Source organism: Streptomyces sp. RPT161 (assembly GCF_027533845.1).
Classification (GTDB): Bacteria; Actinomycetota; Actinomycetes; order Streptomycetales; family Streptomycetaceae; genus Streptantibioticus_A; species Streptantibioticus_A silvisoli_A.
Genome location: NZ_JAPZVN010000001.1, coordinates 810,220 through 827,396, shown reverse-complemented (window position 1 = coordinate 827,396; position 17,177 = coordinate 810,220). Strand labels below are relative to the sequence as shown.

Sequence of the window (17,177 nt, the reverse complement as noted above, 5' to 3'; positions counted from 1 at the left end):
CGTGAGGAACGCGGCGGGTGCCCCGGCGGCCAGCACTTAATCCGCGGGTTGGCACACGTAAGCAGGCCCTTCGGGGTCCTCACCAACCCGGCAAAGATCACCTGGCGCCGATGAAGTAAGGCGTACAGAACCACTCCACAGGAGGACCCCAGTGGCGAAGGCGAAGTTCGAGCGGACTAAGCCGCACGTCAACATCGGCACCATCGGTCACATCGACCACGGTAAGACGACCCTTACCGCGGCGATCACCAAGGTGCTGCACGACAAGTACCCGGACCTGAACGAGGCCTCGGCGTTCGATCAGATCGACAAGGCTCCTGAGGAGCGTCAGCGCGGTATCACCATCTCCATCGCGCACGTCGAGTACCAGACCGAGTCGCGTCACTACGCGCACGTCGACTGCCCGGGTCACGCGGACTACATCAAGAACATGATCACCGGTGCGGCGCAGATGGACGGCGCCATCCTGGTGGTCGCCGCCACCGACGGCCCGATGCCGCAGACCAAGGAGCACGTGCTCCTGGCCCGCCAGGTCGGCGTTCCGTACATCGTCGTTGCCCTGAACAAGGCCGACATGGTGGACGACGAGGAGATCCTGGAGCTCGTCGAGCTCGAGGTCCGTGAGCTCCTCTCCGAGTACGAGTTCCCGGGCGACGACGTCCCGGTCGTCAAGGTCTCGGCGCTCAAGGCGCTCGAGGGCGACGCCGAGTGGGGCGAGTCGGTCCTCAACCTCATGAACGCCGTCGACGAGGCGATCCCGCAGCCGGAGCGCGACGTCGACAAGCCGTTCCTGATGCCGATCGAGGACGTCTTCACCATCACCGGTCGCGGTACGGTCGTCACCGGCCGTATCGAGCGTGGTGTCCTCAAGGTCAACGAGACCGTCGACATCATCGGCATCAAGCCGGAGAAGACCACCACCACGGTCACCGGCATCGAGATGTTCCGCAAGCTGCTCGACGAGGGCCAGGCCGGTGAGAACGTCGGTCTGCTGCTCCGCGGCATCAAGCGCGAGGACGTCGAGCGCGGCCAGGTCATCATCAAGCCGGGCTCGGTCACCCCGCACACCGAGTTCGAGGCCCAGGCCTACATCCTGTCGAAGGACGAGGGTGGTCGTCACACCCCGTTCTTCAACAACTACCGCCCGCAGTTCTACTTCCGTACCACGGACGTGACCGGCGTTGTGACCCTCCCCGAGGGCACCGAGATGGTCATGCCGGGCGACAACACCACCATGTCGGTCCAGCTGATCCAGCCGGTCGCCATGGAGGAGGGCCTGAAGTTCGCCATCCGTGAGGGTGGTCGGACCGTCGGCGCCGGCCAGGTCACCAAGATCAACAAGTGACCCAGCGCTAACGCGAGCCCCGCACATCCTTCGGGTGTGCGGGGTTTTGCGTTTTCCCGCGGGGGCGTCGCCGTCAATTGCCCTGGGGATCCGGGCGCTTGACGGCGGAAACGGCTTCTGGGGTCCGCCACGGAAAGGCGCTTCCCACATCCCCGACGCGGACCGTCAAGGCGCACCCCCGCCCGATTGGCCAGAGTGGCCAGCGATATGGCACACTTGCCAGGTTGCTCGGTTGAGTGCCGATGCTGCGCGCCTCCCGTCGGGAGGACTGGAAGCGAGTCCCGCAGTACTCGTCGCCCCTTGTCAGGGGCGGAAGTACGGGAATCTTCCGGGAAGCGTCAGCGCGGAACTCGCCAGGCACCCGGTGGATGTCTTTCCCCCAAACCCCCCGAACGGGGATCCCGCATGTGGATTTCTGTGAGAGGGCTCGCGACACGCCCGACCGCGTGGGTCGGGGAAGTCGCAGGGAAAGCGCCAGCCGCCGGGTCCCAGAGCGTTACGAGAGACAGGACTACGGAGTAGCCATGGCGGGACAGAAGATCCGCATCCGGCTCAAGGCCTACGACCACGAGGTCATCGACTCCTCGGCGAAGAAGATCGTCGAGACGGTGACCCGTACTGGTGCGCAGGTCGCGGGCCCGGTGCCGCTGCCCACTGAGAAGAACGTGTACTGCGTCATCAAGTCGCCGCACAAGTACAAGGACTCGCGCGAGCACTTCGAGATGCGTACGCACAAGCGCCTCATCGACATCCTCGACCCCACGCCGAAGACGGTTGACTCGCTGATGCGTCTCGACCTGCCGGCGGGCGTCGACATCGAGATCAAGCTCTGAGGTGACGCGCGAGATGGCTAAGCAGATTAAGGGCGTCCTGGGCGAGAAGCTCGGCATGACCCAGGTCTGGGACGAGAACAACCGTGTCGTCCCGGTGACCGTGGTCAAGGCCGGGCCCTGCGTCGTTACCCAGGTCCGCACCGCCGACACCGACGGCTACGAGGCCGTGCAGATCGCCTTCGGCGAGATCGACCCGCGCAAGGTCAACAAGCCCCTCAAGGGCCACTTCGCCAAGGCTGAGGTGACGCCGCGCCGCCACCTGGTGGAGCTGCGCACCGCCGACGCCAGCGAGTACACCCTCGGCCAGGAGATCACCGCCGACGTGTTCGAGGCCGGCGTCAAGGTCGACGTCACCGGCAAGAGCAAGGGCAAGGGCTTCGCCGGTGTCATGAAGCGCCACAACTTCCGTGGCCTCGGCGCCGGGCACGGCACCCAGCGCAAGCACCGCTCGCCCGGTTCCATCGGTGGCTGCGCCACCCCGGGCCGTGTGTTCAAGGGTCTGCGCATGGCAGGCCGTATGGGCAACGAGCGGGTCACCACCCAGAACCTGACCGTCCACGCCGTTGACGCGGAGAAGGGCCTGCTGCTCATCAAGGGCGCGGTTCCTGGTCCGAACGGCGGCCTCGTCCTGGTCCGTACCGCGGCCAAGGGGGCCTGAGGTAACCGATGAGCACCATTGACATCCTTTCGCCGGCAGGCGACAAGGCCGGGACCGTCGAGCTCCCCGAGGAGATCTTCGACGCCAAGGTCAGCGTTCCGCTGATCCACCAGGTCGTTGTCGCGCAGCTGGCCGCTGCCCGTCAGGGCACGCACAAGACCAAGACCCGCGGCGAGGTCCGCGGCGGTGGCAAGAAGCCGTACCGCCAGAAGGGCACCGGCCGCGCCCGTCAGGGTTCGACCCGCGCTCCGCAGTTCGCCGGCGGTGGCGTCGTGCACGGCCCGGTGCCGCGCGACTACTCGCAGCGGACGCCGAAGAAGATGATCAAGGCCGCCCTGCGTGGCGCCCTGACCGACCGCGCGCGTCACAACCGCATCCACGTCGTGTCCGGCGTGGTCGAGGGCTCCGCCCCGTCGACCAAGGCCGCCAAGGCGCTGCTGGGCAAGATCAGCGACCGCAAGAACGTGCTGCTGGTCGTCGAGCGGGCCGACGAGGCCTCCTGGCTGTCGGCGCGCAACCTGCCCCAGGTCCACATCCTGGAGGCCGGTCAGCTCAACGCGTACGACGTGCTCGTCTCCGACGACGTGGTCTTCACCAAGGACGCCTTCGACCGCTTCACCGGTAACGGCGCCGCTGAGACCGAAGGGAGCGCCGCCTGATGAGCGAGGCGACTGTCGCCACCAGCAAGACGTTCACCGATCTGCGTGACGTGCTGCTCAAGCCGGTGGTTTCGGAGAAGAGCTACGCGCTGCTGGACGAGAACAAGTACACGTTCATCGTCGACCCGCGCGCCAACAAGACCCAGATCAAGCAGGCCGTTGAGTCGGTCTTCTCGGTCAAGGTCACCGGGGTCAACACGATCAACCGGCAGGGCAAGCGCAAGCGCACCCGCACCGGTTTCGGCAAGCGCAAGGACACCAAGCGCGCCATCGTGACCCTCGCCGAGGGCGACCGTATCGACATCTTCGGCGGCCCGGTCTCCTGAATCAGGAGTCCGAGTCGTCCGGAATCGGACGAGGACTGAGAAATGGGTATCCGCAAGTACAAGCCGACGACCCCGGGCCGTCGTGGCTCCAGCGTCGCCGACTTCGTCGAGATCACGCGGTCCACGCCGGAGAAGTCGCTGGTCCGCCCGCTGCACAGCAAGGGCGGCCGTAACAACGCCGGTCGTGTGACCGTCCGTCACCAGGGCGGCGGCCACAAGCGCGCCTACCGCGTGATCGACTTCCGTCGGCACGACAAGGACGGCGTGCCGGCCAAGGTCGCGCACATCGAGTACGACCCCAACCGCACCGCGCGCATCGCGCTGCTGCACTACGCGGACGGCGAGAAGCGCTACATCATCGCCCCGCGTGGCCTGAAGCAGGGCGACCGGGTCGAGAACGGCCCCGCGGCCGACATCAAGCCGGGCAACAACCTGTCGCTGCGCAACATCCCGGTCGGTACGACCATCCACGCCATCGAGCTGCGGCCCGGCGGCGGCGCGAAGTTCGCCCGTTCCGCGGGTGCCTCCGTGCAGCTGCTGGCGAAGGAGGGCTCCATGGCCCACCTGCGCATGCCGTCCGGTGAGATCCGCCTGGTCGACGTCCGCTGCCGCGCCACCGTCGGTGAGGTCGGCAACGCCGAGCAGTCGAACATCAACTGGGGCAAGGCCGGCCGCATGCGCTGGAAGGGCGTCCGCCCGACCGTTCGTGGTGTCGCGATGAACCCGGTTGACCACCCGCACGGTGGTGGTGAGGGCAAGACCTCCGGTGGTCGCCACCCGGTCAGCCCCTGGGGCCAGAAGGAAGGACGTACTCGTCGGCCGAAGAAGGCCAGCGACAAGTACATCGTCCGCCGCCGCAAGACGAACAAGAAGCGCTAGGAGCGGGTTTAGATGCCGCGCAGTCTGAAGAAGGGGCCCTTCGTCGACGACCACCTGATCAAGAAGGTGGACGTACAGAACGAGGCAGGCACCAAGAACGTCATCAAGACCTGGTCCCGCCGCTCGATGATCGTCCCGGCCATGCTCGGCCACACGATCGCGGTGCACGACGGCCGCAAGCACGTCCCGGTGTTCGTCACCGAGTCGATGGTTGGCCACAAGCTCGGCGAGTTCGCGCCGACCCGCACCTTCCGCGGCCACGAGAAGGACGACCGCAAGTCGCGGCGTCGCTGATCAGCGGAGTACGCGAAGACTCATGACTGACACCGAAGGGACAACCATGGAAGCCAGGGCCCAGGCGCGGTACATCCGCGTCACGCCCATGAAGGCCCGCCGCGTGGTGGACCTCATCCGTGGCATGGATGCCACGGAGGCTCAGGCGGTCCTGCGATTCGCTCCGCAGGCCGCGAGCGTGCCGGTGGGCAAGGTGCTGGACAGCGCCATCGCCAACGCCGCGCACAACTACGACCACACGGACGCCAACTCGCTGTACATCAGCGAGGCGTACGTGGACGAGGGCCCGACCCTGAAGCGGTTCCGGCCGCGCGCCCAGGGCCGTGCCTACCGGATCCGTAAGCGGACCAGCCACATCACCGTGGTCGTCGCCAGCAAGGAAGGGACCCGGTAATGGGCCAGAAGGTTAACCCGCACGGGTTCCGGCTCGGCATCACCACGGACTTCAAGTCCCGCTGGTACGCCGACAAGCTGTACAAGGACTACGTCAAGGAAGACGTCGCCATCCGCCGGATGATGACGCAGGGCATGGAGCGTGCCGGTATCTCCAAGGTGGAGATCGAGCGCACCCGCGACCGCGTCCGCGTCGACATCCACACCGCCCGGCCGGGCATCGTCATCGGCCGTCGCGGCGCGGAGGCCGACCGCATCCGCGGTGACCTGGAGAAGCTGACCGGCAAGCAGGTCCAGCTGAACATCCTCGAGGTCAAGAACCCGGAGACCGACGCTCAGCTGGTGGCCCAGGCCGTCGCCGAGCAGCTGGCCTCCCGTGTCTCCTTCCGTCGTGCCATGCGCAAGAGCATGCAGGGCACGATGAAGGCGGGCGCCAAGGGCATCAAGATCCAGTGCGGTGGCCGTCTCGGCGGCGCCGAGATGTCCCGCTCCGAGTTCTACCGCGAGGGTCGGGTTCCGCTGCACACCCTGCGCGCCAACGTGGACTACGGCTTCTTCGAGGCCAAGACCACCTTCGGCCGCATCGGTGTGAAGGTGTGGATCTACAAGGGCGACGTGAAGAACATCGCCGAGGTCCGCGCCGAAGGCGCCGCCGCCCGCGCCGGCAACCGCCCGTCGCGCGGTCCCGGTGGCGGCAGTGACCGTCCGCAGCGCCGCGGTGGCGAGCGCGGCGGCCGTGGCCGTCGGCCCCAGCAGGGCGGAGAGCAGGCCCCCAAGGCCGAGGCTCCCGCCGCTGAGGCTCCGGCAGCGGAGACCACCGGAACGGAGGCCTGACCCCAATGCTGATCCCCCGTAGGGTCAAGCACCGCAAGCAGCACCACCCGAAGCGCGACGGCATGGCCAAGGGCGGCACCGAGCTGGCGTTCGGTGAGTACGGCATCCAGGCCGTGACCCCGGCCTACGTGACGAACCGGCAGATCGAGTCCGCTCGTATCGCCATCACCCGTCACATCCGCCGTGGCGGCAAGGTGTGGATCAACATCTACCCGGACCGTCCGCTGACGAAGAAGCCGGCCGAAACCCGCATGGGTTCCGGTAAGGGCTCGCCCGAGTGGTGGGTCGCGAACGTCAAGCCCGGTCGGGTGATGTTCGAGCTGTCTTTCCCGAACGAGAAGGTTGCCCGGGAGGCGCTGACCCGCGCCGCCCACAAGCTTCCGATGAAGTGCCGGATCGTCCGGCGCGAGGCAGGTGAGTCGTGATGGCGGCCGGTACCAAGGCGACCGAGCTGCGCGAGCTGAACAACGAGGAACTCGTTGCGAAGCTTCGTGAGGCCAAGGAGGAGCTGTTCAACCTCCGCTTCCAGGCGGCCACCGGACAGCTTGAGAACAACTCCCGGCTCAAGGTCGTCCGCAAGGACATCGCCCGGATCTACACCCTGATGCGGGAGCGCGAGCTCGGCATCGAGACGGTGGAGAGCGCCTGATGAGCGAGAAGAATGTGACTGAGACGAACGAGCGCGGTTTCCGCAAGACCCGTGAGGGCCTGGTCGTCAGCGACAAGATGGACAAGACCGTCGTCGTCGCTGTCGAGGACCGCGTCAAGCACGCGCTGTACGGCAAGGTCATCCGCCGTACCAACAAGCTCAAGGCGCACGACGAGCAGAACGCCGCGGGTGTCGGCGACCGCGTCCTCCTGATGGAGACCCGGCCGCTGTCCGCGACCAAGCGCTGGCGCGTCGTCGAGATCCTCGAGAAGGCCAAGTAATTCCTGAAGGCATAAGCCTTCTGGACAGTTCCGCCAGGCTCGGCAGGGGCTCGCACAGAGCCCCTGCCGGGAACCGGCAGACGATCAGGAGATAGACGTGATCCAGCAGGAGTCGCGACTGCGTGTCGCCGACAACACTGGTGCCAAGGAGATCCTTTGCATCCGTGTTCTCGGTGGCTCGGGTCGCCGCTACGCGGGAATCGGTGACGTCATCGTCGCCACCGTCAAGGACGCGATCCCCGGTGGCAACGTGAAGAAGGGCGAGGTCGTCAAGGCCGTCGTCGTCCGTACCGTCAAGGAGCGGCGCCGTCCCGACGGCTCGTACATCCGCTTCGACGAGAACGCCGCCGTCATCCTCAAGAACGACGGTGACCCCCGCGGTACCCGCATCTTCGGCCCGGTCGGCCGGGAGCTGCGCGAGAAGAAGTTCATGAAGATCGTCTCGCTCGCGCCGGAGGTGCTGTAACCGATGAAGATCAAGAAGGGCGACCTGGTCCAGGTCATCACCGGTAAGGACAAGGGCAAGCAGGGCAAGGTCATCCAGGCCTTCCCGCGCGAGGACCGTGTCCTGGTCGAGGGTGTCAACCGGGTCAAGAAGCACACCAAGGTCGGCCAGACCGCGCGTGGGTCGAAGACCGGCGGCATCGTGACCGTCGAGGCCCCCATCCACGTCAGCAACGTTCAGCTGGTCGTGGAGAAGGACGGCAAGAAGGTCGTCACCCGCGTCGGCTACCGCTTCGACGAGGACGGCAACAAGATCCGCGTTGCCAAGCGGACCGGTGAGGACATCTGATGACTGCCACCACCACTTCCCCGCGCCTCAAGCAGCGCTACCGCGACGAGATCGCGGGCAAGATGCGTGACGAGTTCAAGTACGAGAACGTCATGCAGATCCCGGGTCTGACCAAGATCGTGGTCAACATGGGTGTGGGCGACGCCGCCCGCGACTCCAAGCTGATCGAGGGCGCCATCCGCGACCTCGCCACGATCACCGGCCAGAAGCCCGCCGTTACCAAGGCCCGGAAGTCCATCGCGCAGTTCAAGCTGCGTGAGGGCCAGCCGATCGGCGCCCACGTCACCCTCCGCGGTGACCGCATGTGGGAGTTCCTGGACCGCCTGCTGTCGCTCGCGCTGCCGCGCATCCGCGACTTCCGGGGTCTGTCGCCGAAGCAGTTCGACGGCCGGGGCAACTACACCTTCGGTCTCACGGAGCAGGTCATGTTCCACGAGATCGACCAGGACAAGATCGACCGCGTCCGGGGTATGGACATCACCGTGGTGACCACGGCGACCAACGACGACGAGGGCCGCGCGCTCCTTCGTCACCTCGGCTTCCCGTTCAAGGAGGCGTGAGCCGTGGCGAAGAAGGCTCTCATTGCCAAGGCTGCCCGCAAGCCGAAGTTCGCCGTGCGTGCCTACACGCGCTGCCAGCGCTGCGGCCGTCCGCACTCCGTGTACCGCAAGTTCGGCCTGTGCCGCGTGTGCCTTCGTGAGATGGCTCACCGTGGCGAGCTGCCGGGCGTGACCAAGAGCTCCTGGTAATCCCCCAGTTGGGAAGCCAGGACTCTCGGTAAGCAAGAGTGGCAAGAGTGGGTGGCGGGTCCCGTCCTTCAACTCCCGTAGAGTAGAAGGGTTGGGCGCCCGCCGCCCATGACCGCCCGCGGGCCCAGCCCGCTAGAAGTCGCTTACTACGCCGTAGGTCCCCGCGCCGCACCCGTCCCCAGACTGATGGGGGAGAGGGATGGCGCATATAGGAAACCCCGGCGAGAGAGGCCACAGGCCATCATGACCATGACCGACCCCATCGCAGACATGCTCACGCGTCTGCGTAACGCGAACTCGGCCTACCACGACGACGTCGTGATGCCGCACAGCAAGATCAAGTCGCACATCGCGGAGATCCTCCAGCAGGAGGGTTACATCGCCGACTGGAAGGTGGAGGACGCCGAGGTCGGCAAGAACCTCCACATCAACCTGAAGTTCGGCCCGAACCGCGAGCGCTCGATCGCCGGCATCAAGCGGATCAGCAAGCCGGGTCTGCGGGTCTACGCAAAGTCCACCAACCTGCCGAAGGTGCTCGGCGGCCTGGGCGTGGCGATCATCTCCACGTCGCACGGTCTGCTCACCGACAAGCAGGCCGCCAAGAAGGGCGTGGGCGGGGAAGTCCTCGCCTACGTCTGGTAACTCGGGAAACGGAGGTAAAGCCATGTCGCGTATTGGACGGCTGCCCATCCAGGTTCCCGCCGGCGTGGACGTCACCATCGATGGCCGTACGGTCCAGGTGAAGGGTCCCAAGGGATCCCTCTCCCACACCGTTGCCGCGCCCATCGAGATCGCCAAGGGCGAGGACAACAACCTCGTTGTCACCCGCCCGAATGATGAGCGTGAGTCGAAGGCCCTGCACGGCCTGTCCCGCACGCTGGTGGCGAACATGATCACCGGCGTGACCCAGGGCTACAGCAAGGCGCTGGAGATCAGCGGTGTTGGTTACCGCGTCCAGGCGAAGGGCTCCAACCTGGAGTTCTCGCTGGGCTACAGCCACCCGATCCTCGTCGAGGCCCCGGAGGGCATCGCCTTCAAGGTGGAGTCCCCGACCAAGTTCAGCGTCGAGGGCATCGACAAGCAGAAGGTCGGCGAGGTCGCCGCGAACATCCGCAAGCTGCGCAAGCCCGACCCGTACAAGGCCAAGGGCGTGAAGTACGCGGGCGAGGTCATCCGCCGCAAGGTCGGAAAGGCTGGTAAGTAAGCCATGGCATACGGTGTGAAGATCGCCAAGGGCGACGCCTACAAGCGCACCGCTCGCAAGCGTCGCCAGATCCGTGGCCGCAAGCGGATCAACGGTACGGCGGAGACCCCGCGTCTGGTCGTGACCCGGTCCAACCGGGGCATCGCCGCGCAGGTCATCGACGATGTCGCGGGCCACACGCTGGCGTCCGCTTCGACCCTGGACGCCTCGATCCGGGGCACCGAGGGCGACAAGTCGGTCCAGGCCAAGAAGGTCGGCGAGCTGGTCGCCGAGCGGGCCAAGGCCGCCGGCATCGAGAGCGTCGTGTTCGACCGCGCGGGTAACCGGTACGCGGGGCGCATCGCCGCCCTGGCGGACGCCGCCCGTGAGGCCGGGCTCAAGTTCTGAGCCGGTTCCGTAGCAGCGGAAGTCAACGAGAGAGGTAATTCCAATGGCTGGACCCCAGCGCCGCGGTGGCGGCGCCGGTGGCGGCGAGCGGCGGGACCGGAAGGACCGGCGCGACGGCGGCGCCGCGGCTGAGAAGACCGCGTACGTCGAGCGCGTCGTCGCGATCAACCGCGTCGCCAAGGTAGTCAAGGGTGGTCGTCGCTTCAGCTTCACCGCGCTGGTCGTGGTGGGCGACGGCGACGGTCAGGTGGGTGTCGGTTACGGCAAGGCCAAGGAGGTGCCGGCCGCCATCGCCAAGGGTGTGGAGGAGGCCAAGAAGCACTTCTTCCGGGTCCCCCGTATCCAGGGCACCATCCCGCACCCGATCCAGGGCGAGAAGGCCGCGGGTGTCGTGCTGCTCAAGCCGGCGTCCCCCGGTACCGGTGTTATCGCCGGTGGCCCGGTGCGCGCCGTGCTGGAGTGCGCGGGCATCCACGACGTGCTGAGCAAGTCGCTCGGCTCGTCCAACCCGATCAACATCGTGCACGCCACGGTGGCCGCGCTCCAGGGGCTGCAGCGTCCCGAGGAGATCGCCGCCCGTCGTGGCCTGCCGCTGGAGGACGTCGCTCCCGCCGCTCTGCTGCGGGCGCGTGCTGGGGCGGGTGTCTGATGGCTCGCCTGAAGATCACGCAGACCAAGTCCTACATCGGTAGCAAGCAGAACCACCGTGACACCCTGCGTTCGCTCGGGCTGAAGCGCCTGAACGACGTGGTCGTCAAGGAGGACCGCCCGGAGATCCGCGGCATGGCGCACACCGTGCGTCACCTCGTCACGGTCGAGGAGGTTGACTGACATGGCGGAGGCTAAGCCGCTGAAGGTCCACAACCTCCGTCCGGCTCCGGGCGCCAAGACCGCCAAGACCCGTGTGGGTCGTGGTGAGGCGTCCAAGGGCAAGACGGCCGGTCGTGGCACCAAGGGCACCAAGGCCCGTTACCAGGTTCCGGAGCGCTTCGAGGGTGGGCAGATGCCCCTCCACATGCGGCTCCCGAAGCTCAAGGGCTTCAAGAACCCCGCCCACAAGCAGTTCCAGGTGGTGAACCTGGACAAGCTGGCCGAGCTCTACCCGCAGGGTGGCGAGGTCACGGTGGCCGACCTGGTCGCCAAGGGCGCTGTTCGCAAGAACGAGCTCGTCAAGGTGCTCGGCCAGGGCGACCTCTCCGTGGCGCTGCAGGTGACGGTCGACGCCGTCTCCGGCTCCGCCAAGGAGAAGATCACCGCCGCTGGCGGCACCGTCACCGAGCTCGTCTGAGCCTGAGCTTGTCCCAAGCTCGGTGACCAAACCAACCGGGGATGCCCAAAGAAGTCAGGGCATCCCCGGTTGGTCATTCCTCGGGTGGCTTCGTCGCCGGTAAGGTGGCGAGGTAACCCGTTGGTACCTCTTCGGTACCCACTCCAGTACCCAGTCGACCTCACGACCGTCACCTTCCGCGACGCGCGGGAGGCGCAGGAGGCACCGTGCTCACCGCGTTCGCCCGGGCGTTCAAGACGCCCGACCTGCGAAAGAAGCTGCTGTTCACGTTGGGCATCCTGGTGCTGTTCCGGCTCGGTGCGCACATTCCGGTGCCCGGGGTGGACTACCAGAACGTCAACCAGTGCATCAAGGAGGCCGGCGGCAACGGCGGTCTCTTCGGCATGATCAACATGTTCAGCGGCGGAGCGCTCCTGCAGCTGACGATCTTCGCGCTGGGGATCATGCCGTACATCACGGCAAGCATCATCCTCCAGCTGCTGACCGTGGTCATCCCCCGCCTCGAGGCCCTCAAGAAGGAGGGTCAGGCCGGTACCGCGAAGATCACGCAGTACACCCGCTACCTGACCCTGGCGCTCGCCATCCTGCAGGGCACCGGCCTGGTGGCCACCGCGCAGAGCGGCACGCTGTTCCGCACCTGCCAGGTCGGCAACCAGATCGTGCCGGACCAGTCGATCTTCCGCACCGCCGTCATGGTCATCACCATGACCGCGGGCACTGTCATGATCATGTGGCTCGGTGAGCTGATCACCGACCGCGGCATCGGCAACGGCATGTCGATCCTGATGTTCACCTCGATCGCCGCGGGCTTCCCGGGCTCGCTGTGGGCGATCAAGAAGTCCGGCAAGATCATTGGTGGTTGGGGCGAGTTCGCCATCGTCATCGCGGTCGGCCTGGCGATGGTCTGCCTCGTGGTCTTCGTCGAGCAGGCGCAACGCCGAATTCCGGTCCAGTACGCGAAGCGGATGATCGGGCGGCGGTCCTACGGCGGCACCTCGACCTATATTCCGGTGAAGGTCAACCAGGCCGGTGTCATCCCGGTCATCTTCGCGTCGTCGCTGCTCTACATTCCGGCCCTGGTCGTCCAGTTCAGCGGAAACTCCACGGCCGGGTGGGCCCAGTGGATCAGCACCAACCTGACCAAGGGCGACCACCCGATCTACCTGGCCCTGTACTTCCTGCTGATCGTCTTCTTCGCCTTCTTCTACGTGGCCATTTCCTTCAACCCCGAGGAAGTTGCCGACAACATGAAGAAGTATGGTGGCTTCATCCCGGGCATCCGGGCGGGACGACCCACCGCGGAGTACTTGAGCTATGTGCTCAACCGGATCACCTGGCCGGGCTCGCTCTACCTGGGTCTGATCGCCCTCGTGCCCACGGTGGCGATCGCGTTCTTCCAGGGGAGCCAGAACAACTTCCCCTTCGGAGGCACCAGCATTCTGATCATCGTGGGTGTCGGCCTGGAGACCGTGAAGCAGATCGAGAGCCAGCTCCAGCAGCGCAACTACGAAGGGTTCCTCCGCTGATGCGAATCGTCCTCGTCGGGCCGCCTGGCGCTGGTAAGGGCACTCAGGCCCAGTACCTCGCCAAGAACCTGTCGATCCCGCACATCTCCACCGGCGACCTCTTCCGCGCCAACATCAGCCAGGGCACGCTGCTCGGCAAGAAGGCGCAGGAGTACATGAACGCCGGGCAGCTGGTGCCGGACGAGGTCACCATCGCGATGGCGGAGGACCGTCTGTCGCAGGCGGACACCGAGCAGGGCTTCCTGCTCGACGGCTTCCCGCGCAACCTCGCCCAGGCCAAGGCGCTGGACCGGTTCCTGGCTGACCGGAACCTGGTGCTGGACGCGGTGCTGGACCTGGAGGTGCCGGAGGACGAGGTGGTCAAGCGGATCGCGGGCCGCCGGATCTGCCGCAACGACTCCAGCCACGTCTTCCACGTCACGTACAGCCCGCCCAAGCAGGAGGGCGTGTGCGACATCTGCGGCGGTGAGCTGTACCAGCGCGACGACGACCACGAGGACACCGTTCGCAAGCGCCTTGAGGTCTACCACAACGAGACCGAGCCGATCATCGACTACTACAAGGCGCAGAACCTCGTGGTGACGATCTCGGCGCTCGGCAAGGTGGACGAGGTCACCCAGCGCGCCATGGACGCGCTGCAGCGCACCAAGGCCGCCTAGCACCCCCACGGGCCGCAGGCCCGGTTTCCCGACGTGGCACGGTCGGCCGCGGCGCCCGAGTGGCGCCGCGGCCGTACTGTTGCTGTATTCCCAGGACTGGCTGACGACGGAAGGCGCGAGCCGATGGTGGAGATCAAGACCCCGGAGCAGATCGCGAAGATGCGCGCCGCGGGACTGGTCGTGGCGGCGATGCACAAGGCCTGCGCCGAGGCGGCGGTACCGGGGGCCAGCACCAAGGAGCTGGACGAGATCGCCGCCAAGGTGCTCTCCGACCACGGCGCCAAGCCGAACTTCCTGGGCTACGGAGGGTTCCCCGGCAACATCTGCACCTCGGTGAACGACGTCGTGGTGCATGGCATCCCGGACCGCGAAACGATCCTTCGCTCCGGCGACATCATCTCCATCGACGCCGGCGCCATCGTGGACGGCTGGCACGGTGACGCCGCGATCACCGTCTTCGTCGGCGACGGCCACGCCCCCGAGCTGCACGAGCTGAGCCGGGTGACCGAGGAGTCGATGTGGGCCGGGATCGCCGCGTTCCGGGGCGGTGACCGGCTGGTCGACATCTCCAAGGCGATCGAGTCCTACATCCGCCGCCAGCCGCGTCCGGCCACCGGCAAGTACGGGATCATCGAGGAGTACGGCGGCCACGGCATCGGCTCGCAGATGCACATGGACCCGCACCTGCTGAACTACGTCACCTGCAAGCGCGGCCGCGGCCCGAAGCTGGTGCCCGGCATGTGCCTGGCGATCGAGCCGATGGTGAGCCTGGGGGCCGCGACCACCCACGTCCTCGAGGACGACTGGACGGTCAAGACCGACGACGGTACGTGGGCCTGCCACTGGGAGCACTCGGTGGCGCTGACCGAGCAGGGACCGTTGGTGCTGACCGCCGTAGACGGCGGCAAGGCGAAGCTCGCCGAGTACGGCGTCACGGCCGCTCCCGACCCGCTGGCGTAAGCCGTCGACCGGCGGACGGAGTCCGGCGCAGCGGCCCGAAGCCTGTGAGGCGCCCGGGCGCCGAGCCCGCGAGAGCCGCGGCGGGAGGATTCCGCGGCGGCAAGGCGAAGCTCGCCGAGTACGGCGTCACGGCCGCCCCCGACCCGCTGGCGTAACGATCTCCTGTGCTGGGCATGCCGCTGGCACGGGCACGGAACCCCGATTCGTCATTCCGCGCGGGCTGACGTAGACTGATGCGTCGGCTCACGTATACCCGCATGCCTGCGTGCGTATATGCGAGTCGATCAAGGTAGCCGATCTCGAAAGGCGAAGCGTGCCCAAGAAGCAAGGGGCCATCGAAATCGAGGGCACCGTGATCGAGTCTCTGCCGAACGCTATGTTCAAGGTGGAGCTCCAGAACGGGCACAAGGTCCTCGCGCACATCAGCGGCAAGATGCGCATGCACTACATCCGCATCCTGCCGGACGACCGGGTCGTGGTGGAGCTGTCTCCGTACGACCTGACGCGCGGTCGGATCGTCTACCGCTACAAGTAGATCTCAGCCCGTTACCCCGCTCCCGTGGGGTGCTGGCACGACCCGGAGAACCTCACATCCCATGAAGGTCAAGCCGAGCGTCAAGAAGATCTGCGACAAGTGCAAGGTGATCCGCCGTCACGGCCGGGTCATGGTCATCTGCGACAACCTGCGCCACAAGCAGCGCCAGGGCTGACGCACGACGGCTGACTCGCACTCGCAGTTCTTCGCGCGACGCAAGCAAAACACGTACATACGCAGTCACCCGACCCCTCGCGCGAGCGCGGGGACGACACCCCCGGTGGAGGCCGGGGACCCGGCTCGTAAGCCTTAGGAACGAGTCTTACGGGAACGGTGCTGCGGAAGACCTCCGACATCAACAGGAGCCAGATTCATGGCACGCCTCGCAGGCGTTGACCTCCCGCGCGAAAAGCGCGTCGAGGTCGCTCTGACCTACGTCTTCGGCATCGGTCGCACCCGTGCCCAGGAGACCCTGAAGAACACCGGCGTGAACCCGGACACCCGCGTCCGCGATCTGTCCGAGGACGACCTCGTCAAGATCAACCAGTGGGTCGACGCCAACTACCGGACCGAGGGTGACCTCCGCCGCGAGATCCAGGCGGACATCCGGCGCAAGGTGGAGATCGGCTGCTACCAGGGCCTGCGGCACCGCCGTGGCCTGCCGGTGCACGGTCAGCGCACCCACACCAACGCCCGCACCCGCAAGGGCCCGCGTCGCGCCATCGCCGGCAAGAAGAAGCCGGGCAAGAAGTAGTCCGAGAGCAGGACGCTGCAAGCGGTCCGTGCTGTAGGACCGACCACCTCCACGGGAGTAATTACCTATGCCTCCGAAGGGCCGTCAGGCCGGCGCCAAGAAGGTGCGCCGCAAGGAGAAGAAGAACGTTGCCCACGGGCACGCTCACATCAAGAGCACGTTCAACAACACCATCGTTTCGATCACCGACCCGACCGGCAACGTGATCTCGTGGGCCTCGGCCGGCCACGTCGGCTTCAAGGGCTCGCGCAAGTCGACCCCGTTCGCCGCGCAGATGGCCGCCGAGTCGGCCGCCCGTCGTGCCCAGGAGCACGGCATGCGCAAGGTCGACGTGTTCGTGAAGGGTCCGGGCTCCGGCCGGGAGACCGCGATCCGCTCGCTGCAGGCCACCGGCCTTGAGGTGGGCTCGATCCAGGACGTCACCCCGACCCCGCACAACGGCTGCCGCCCGCCGAAGCGCCGCCGCGTCTGACCAGCTGAAGTAGGAGAACGAAGACAATGGCGCGTTACACCGGGGCCGACTGCAAGCGTTGCCGTCGGGAAAAGCAGAAGCTCTTCCTCAAGGGAGCTAAGTGCGAGAGCGCGAAGTGCCCGATCGAGATCCGTCCTTACCCCCCGGGTGAGCACGGTCGCGGGCGCACCAAGGACAGCGAGTACCTGCTGCAGAAGCGCGAGAAGCAGAAGTGCGCGCGCATCTACGGTGTCCTTGAGAAGCAGTTCCGCGGGTACTACGAGGAGGCGAACAGGAAGTCCGGCAAGACCGGCGAGAACCTGCTCCGCATCCTGGAGTCCCGGCTGGACAACGTGGTGTACCGGGCTGGCTTCGCCAAGTCCCGCGACCACGCCCGTCAGCTGGTCCGCCACGGCCACATCACGCTGAACGGCCGCAAGACGGACATCCCGTCGGCTCGGGTCTCCCCGAACGACATCATCGAGGTCCGCCCGTCCTCCAAGCAGCTGACCCCGTTCCAGGTCGCCGCTGCCGAGGCCGGCGAGAAGACGGTTCCGGCCTGGCTGGAGGCCAGCCCGGCGAAGCTTCGGATCCTCGTGCACTCGCTGCCCGAGCGCCAGGTGATCGACACCCAGGTGCAGGAGCAGCTGATCGTCGAGCTCTACTCCAAGTAAGGGCTCGGGTGGTGTGGGCGGTACGGCGCGGTGTGCGTCGTACCGC

The 17,177-nt window shown here is 66.6% G+C and carries 30 protein-coding genes; all 30 read left to right on the top strand.

What is annotated here, in order from left to right; genetic code table 11:
• Window positions 1–151: 151 nt before the first annotated feature.
• Window positions 152–1,345 carry an elongation factor Tu gene (gene tuf, locus O5O46_RS03795; protein ID WP_269853739.1) on the top strand — a complete coding sequence of 398 codons (1,194 nt, stop codon included), beginning with the start codon at window positions 152–154 and terminating at the stop codon, window positions 1,343–1,345.
• 524 nt (window positions 1,346–1,869) lie between these two features.
• Window positions 1,870–2,178: a 30S ribosomal protein S10 gene (rpsJ, locus tag O5O46_RS03790; protein WP_014144312.1), complete on the top strand. Its 309-nt coding sequence runs from the start codon at window positions 1,870–1,872 to the stop codon at window positions 2,176–2,178.
• Window positions 2,179–2,191: 13 nt separating this feature from the next.
• A complete protein-coding gene (gene rplC, locus O5O46_RS03785) occupies window positions 2,192–2,836 on the top strand; it encodes a 50S ribosomal protein L3 (RefSeq protein ID WP_269853738.1) in 645 nt (214 codons plus the stop codon).
• A gap of 8 nt (window positions 2,837–2,844) precedes the next feature.
• Entirely contained in the window at window positions 2,845–3,495 is a 651-nt protein-coding gene (gene rplD, locus O5O46_RS03780) for a 50S ribosomal protein L4 (protein WP_269853737.1), read from the top strand.
• Window positions 3,495–3,821, top strand: a complete 327-nt coding sequence (gene rplW / locus O5O46_RS03775; protein WP_269853736.1) for a 50S ribosomal protein L23 — start codon at window positions 3,495–3,497, stop codon at window positions 3,819–3,821. The genes rplD and rplW overlap by 1 nt, the downstream gene beginning before the upstream one ends.
• A gap of 42 nt (window positions 3,822–3,863) precedes the next feature.
• On the top strand, window positions 3,864–4,700 hold the full coding sequence (gene rplB, locus O5O46_RS03770) for a 50S ribosomal protein L2 (protein ID WP_269853735.1): 837 nt from the start codon (window positions 3,864–3,866) through the stop codon (window positions 4,698–4,700).
• Between the two features lie 12 nt (window positions 4,701–4,712).
• The gene (gene rpsS, locus O5O46_RS03765) at window positions 4,713–4,994 is read left to right on the top strand and encodes a 30S ribosomal protein S19 (protein ID WP_014178772.1); all 282 of its coding nucleotides are present in this window, start codon (window positions 4,713–4,715) and stop codon (window positions 4,992–4,994) included.
• 46 nt (window positions 4,995–5,040) lie between these two features.
• Window positions 5,041–5,388 (top strand): 50S ribosomal protein L22, encoded by a 348-nt coding sequence (gene rplV / locus O5O46_RS03760; protein ID WP_269853916.1) that lies wholly within the window; start codon window positions 5,041–5,043, stop codon window positions 5,386–5,388.
• Window positions 5,388–6,221 (top strand): 30S ribosomal protein S3, encoded by an 834-nt coding sequence (gene rpsC / locus O5O46_RS03755; RefSeq protein WP_269853734.1) that lies wholly within the window; start codon window positions 5,388–5,390, stop codon window positions 6,219–6,221. Before rplV ends, rpsC begins: the two co-directional genes overlap by 1 nt.
• A 5-nt stretch (window positions 6,222–6,226) precedes the next feature.
• The gene (rplP, locus tag O5O46_RS03750) at window positions 6,227–6,646 is read left to right on the top strand and encodes a 50S ribosomal protein L16 (protein ID WP_269853733.1); all 420 of its coding nucleotides are present in this window, start codon (window positions 6,227–6,229) and stop codon (window positions 6,644–6,646) included.
• Window positions 6,646–6,870 carry a 50S ribosomal protein L29 gene (gene rpmC / locus O5O46_RS03745; RefSeq protein WP_255930069.1) on the top strand — a complete coding sequence of 75 codons (225 nt, stop codon included), beginning with the start codon at window positions 6,646–6,648 and terminating at the stop codon, window positions 6,868–6,870. Before rplP ends, rpmC begins: the two co-directional genes overlap by 1 nt.
• Window positions 6,870–7,151: a 30S ribosomal protein S17 gene (gene rpsQ, locus O5O46_RS03740; protein WP_019888756.1), complete on the top strand. Its 282-nt coding sequence runs from the start codon at window positions 6,870–6,872 to the stop codon at window positions 7,149–7,151. Before rpmC ends, rpsQ begins: the two co-directional genes overlap by 1 nt.
• A gap of 97 nt (window positions 7,152–7,248) precedes the next feature.
• A complete protein-coding gene (rplN, locus tag O5O46_RS03735; RefSeq protein WP_269853732.1) occupies window positions 7,249–7,617 on the top strand; it encodes a 50S ribosomal protein L14 in 369 nt (122 codons plus the stop codon).
• A 3-nt stretch (window positions 7,618–7,620) separates the two neighbouring features.
• On the top strand, window positions 7,621–7,944 hold the full coding sequence (gene rplX, locus O5O46_RS03730) for a 50S ribosomal protein L24 (RefSeq protein ID WP_255930075.1): 324 nt from the start codon (window positions 7,621–7,623) through the stop codon (window positions 7,942–7,944).
• A complete protein-coding gene (rplE, locus tag O5O46_RS03725; protein ID WP_269853731.1) occupies window positions 7,944–8,504 on the top strand; it encodes a 50S ribosomal protein L5 in 561 nt (186 codons plus the stop codon). Before rplX ends, rplE begins: the two co-directional genes overlap by 1 nt.
• A 3-nt stretch (window positions 8,505–8,507) precedes the next feature.
• Window positions 8,508–8,693: a type Z 30S ribosomal protein S14 gene (locus O5O46_RS03720; protein ID WP_004571834.1), complete on the top strand. Its 186-nt coding sequence runs from the start codon at window positions 8,508–8,510 to the stop codon at window positions 8,691–8,693.
• 243 nt (window positions 8,694–8,936) lie between these two features.
• Window positions 8,937–9,335, top strand: coding sequence for a 30S ribosomal protein S8 (rpsH, locus tag O5O46_RS03715; protein WP_269853730.1), 399 nt, complete (start codon window positions 8,937–8,939; stop codon window positions 9,333–9,335).
• Between the two features lie 22 nt (window positions 9,336–9,357).
• Entirely contained in the window at window positions 9,358–9,897 is a 540-nt protein-coding gene (rplF, locus tag O5O46_RS03710; RefSeq protein ID WP_269853729.1) for a 50S ribosomal protein L6, read from the top strand.
• Between the two features lie 3 nt (window positions 9,898–9,900).
• Complete coding sequence (gene rplR / locus O5O46_RS03705; protein WP_269853728.1) at window positions 9,901–10,284, top strand: 50S ribosomal protein L18; 384 nt, start codon at window positions 9,901–9,903, stop codon at window positions 10,282–10,284.
• Between the two features lie 43 nt (window positions 10,285–10,327).
• Window positions 10,328–10,933 (top strand): 30S ribosomal protein S5, encoded by a 606-nt coding sequence (gene rpsE / locus O5O46_RS03700; RefSeq protein WP_269853727.1) that lies wholly within the window; start codon window positions 10,328–10,330, stop codon window positions 10,931–10,933.
• On the top strand, window positions 10,933–11,115 hold the full coding sequence (gene rpmD / locus O5O46_RS03695; protein WP_014144331.1) for a 50S ribosomal protein L30: 183 nt from the start codon (window positions 10,933–10,935) through the stop codon (window positions 11,113–11,115). The genes rpsE and rpmD overlap by 1 nt, the downstream gene beginning before the upstream one ends.
• 1 nt (window position 11,116) lies before the next feature.
• A complete protein-coding gene (rplO, locus tag O5O46_RS03690) occupies window positions 11,117–11,572 on the top strand; it encodes a 50S ribosomal protein L15 (RefSeq protein ID WP_269853726.1) in 456 nt (151 codons plus the stop codon).
• Window positions 11,573–11,778: 206 nt separating this feature from the next.
• On the top strand, window positions 11,779–13,098 hold the full coding sequence (secY, locus tag O5O46_RS03685; protein WP_269853725.1) for a preprotein translocase subunit SecY: 1,320 nt from the start codon (window positions 11,779–11,781) through the stop codon (window positions 13,096–13,098).
• Entirely contained in the window at window positions 13,098–13,757 is a 660-nt protein-coding gene (locus tag O5O46_RS03680) for an adenylate kinase (protein WP_269853724.1), read from the top strand. Before secY ends, O5O46_RS03680 begins: the two co-directional genes overlap by 1 nt.
• A gap of 123 nt (window positions 13,758–13,880) precedes the next feature.
• Window positions 13,881–14,717, top strand: a complete 837-nt coding sequence (gene map / locus O5O46_RS03675; RefSeq protein WP_269853723.1) for a type I methionyl aminopeptidase — start codon at window positions 13,881–13,883, stop codon at window positions 14,715–14,717.
• 313 nt (window positions 14,718–15,030) lie between these two features.
• Window positions 15,031–15,252: a translation initiation factor IF-1 gene (gene infA, locus O5O46_RS03670; protein ID WP_014144336.1), complete on the top strand. Its 222-nt coding sequence runs from the start codon at window positions 15,031–15,033 to the stop codon at window positions 15,250–15,252.
• Between the two features lie 61 nt (window positions 15,253–15,313).
• Window positions 15,314–15,427 (top strand): 50S ribosomal protein L36, encoded by a 114-nt coding sequence (gene rpmJ / locus O5O46_RS03665; protein ID WP_003956441.1) that lies wholly within the window; start codon window positions 15,314–15,316, stop codon window positions 15,425–15,427.
• 198 nt (window positions 15,428–15,625) lie between these two features.
• Window positions 15,626–16,006, top strand: coding sequence for a 30S ribosomal protein S13 (gene rpsM / locus O5O46_RS03660; RefSeq protein WP_269853722.1), 381 nt, complete (start codon window positions 15,626–15,628; stop codon window positions 16,004–16,006).
• 67 nt (window positions 16,007–16,073) lie between these two features.
• Window positions 16,074–16,478, top strand: coding sequence for a 30S ribosomal protein S11 (gene rpsK / locus O5O46_RS03655; RefSeq protein WP_014144338.1), 405 nt, complete (start codon window positions 16,074–16,076; stop codon window positions 16,476–16,478).
• Window positions 16,479–16,504: 26 nt separating this feature from the next.
• Window positions 16,505–17,131: a 30S ribosomal protein S4 gene (rpsD, locus tag O5O46_RS03650; protein WP_269853721.1), complete on the top strand. Its 627-nt coding sequence runs from the start codon at window positions 16,505–16,507 to the stop codon at window positions 17,129–17,131.
• Window positions 17,132–17,177 lie beyond the last annotated feature (46 nt).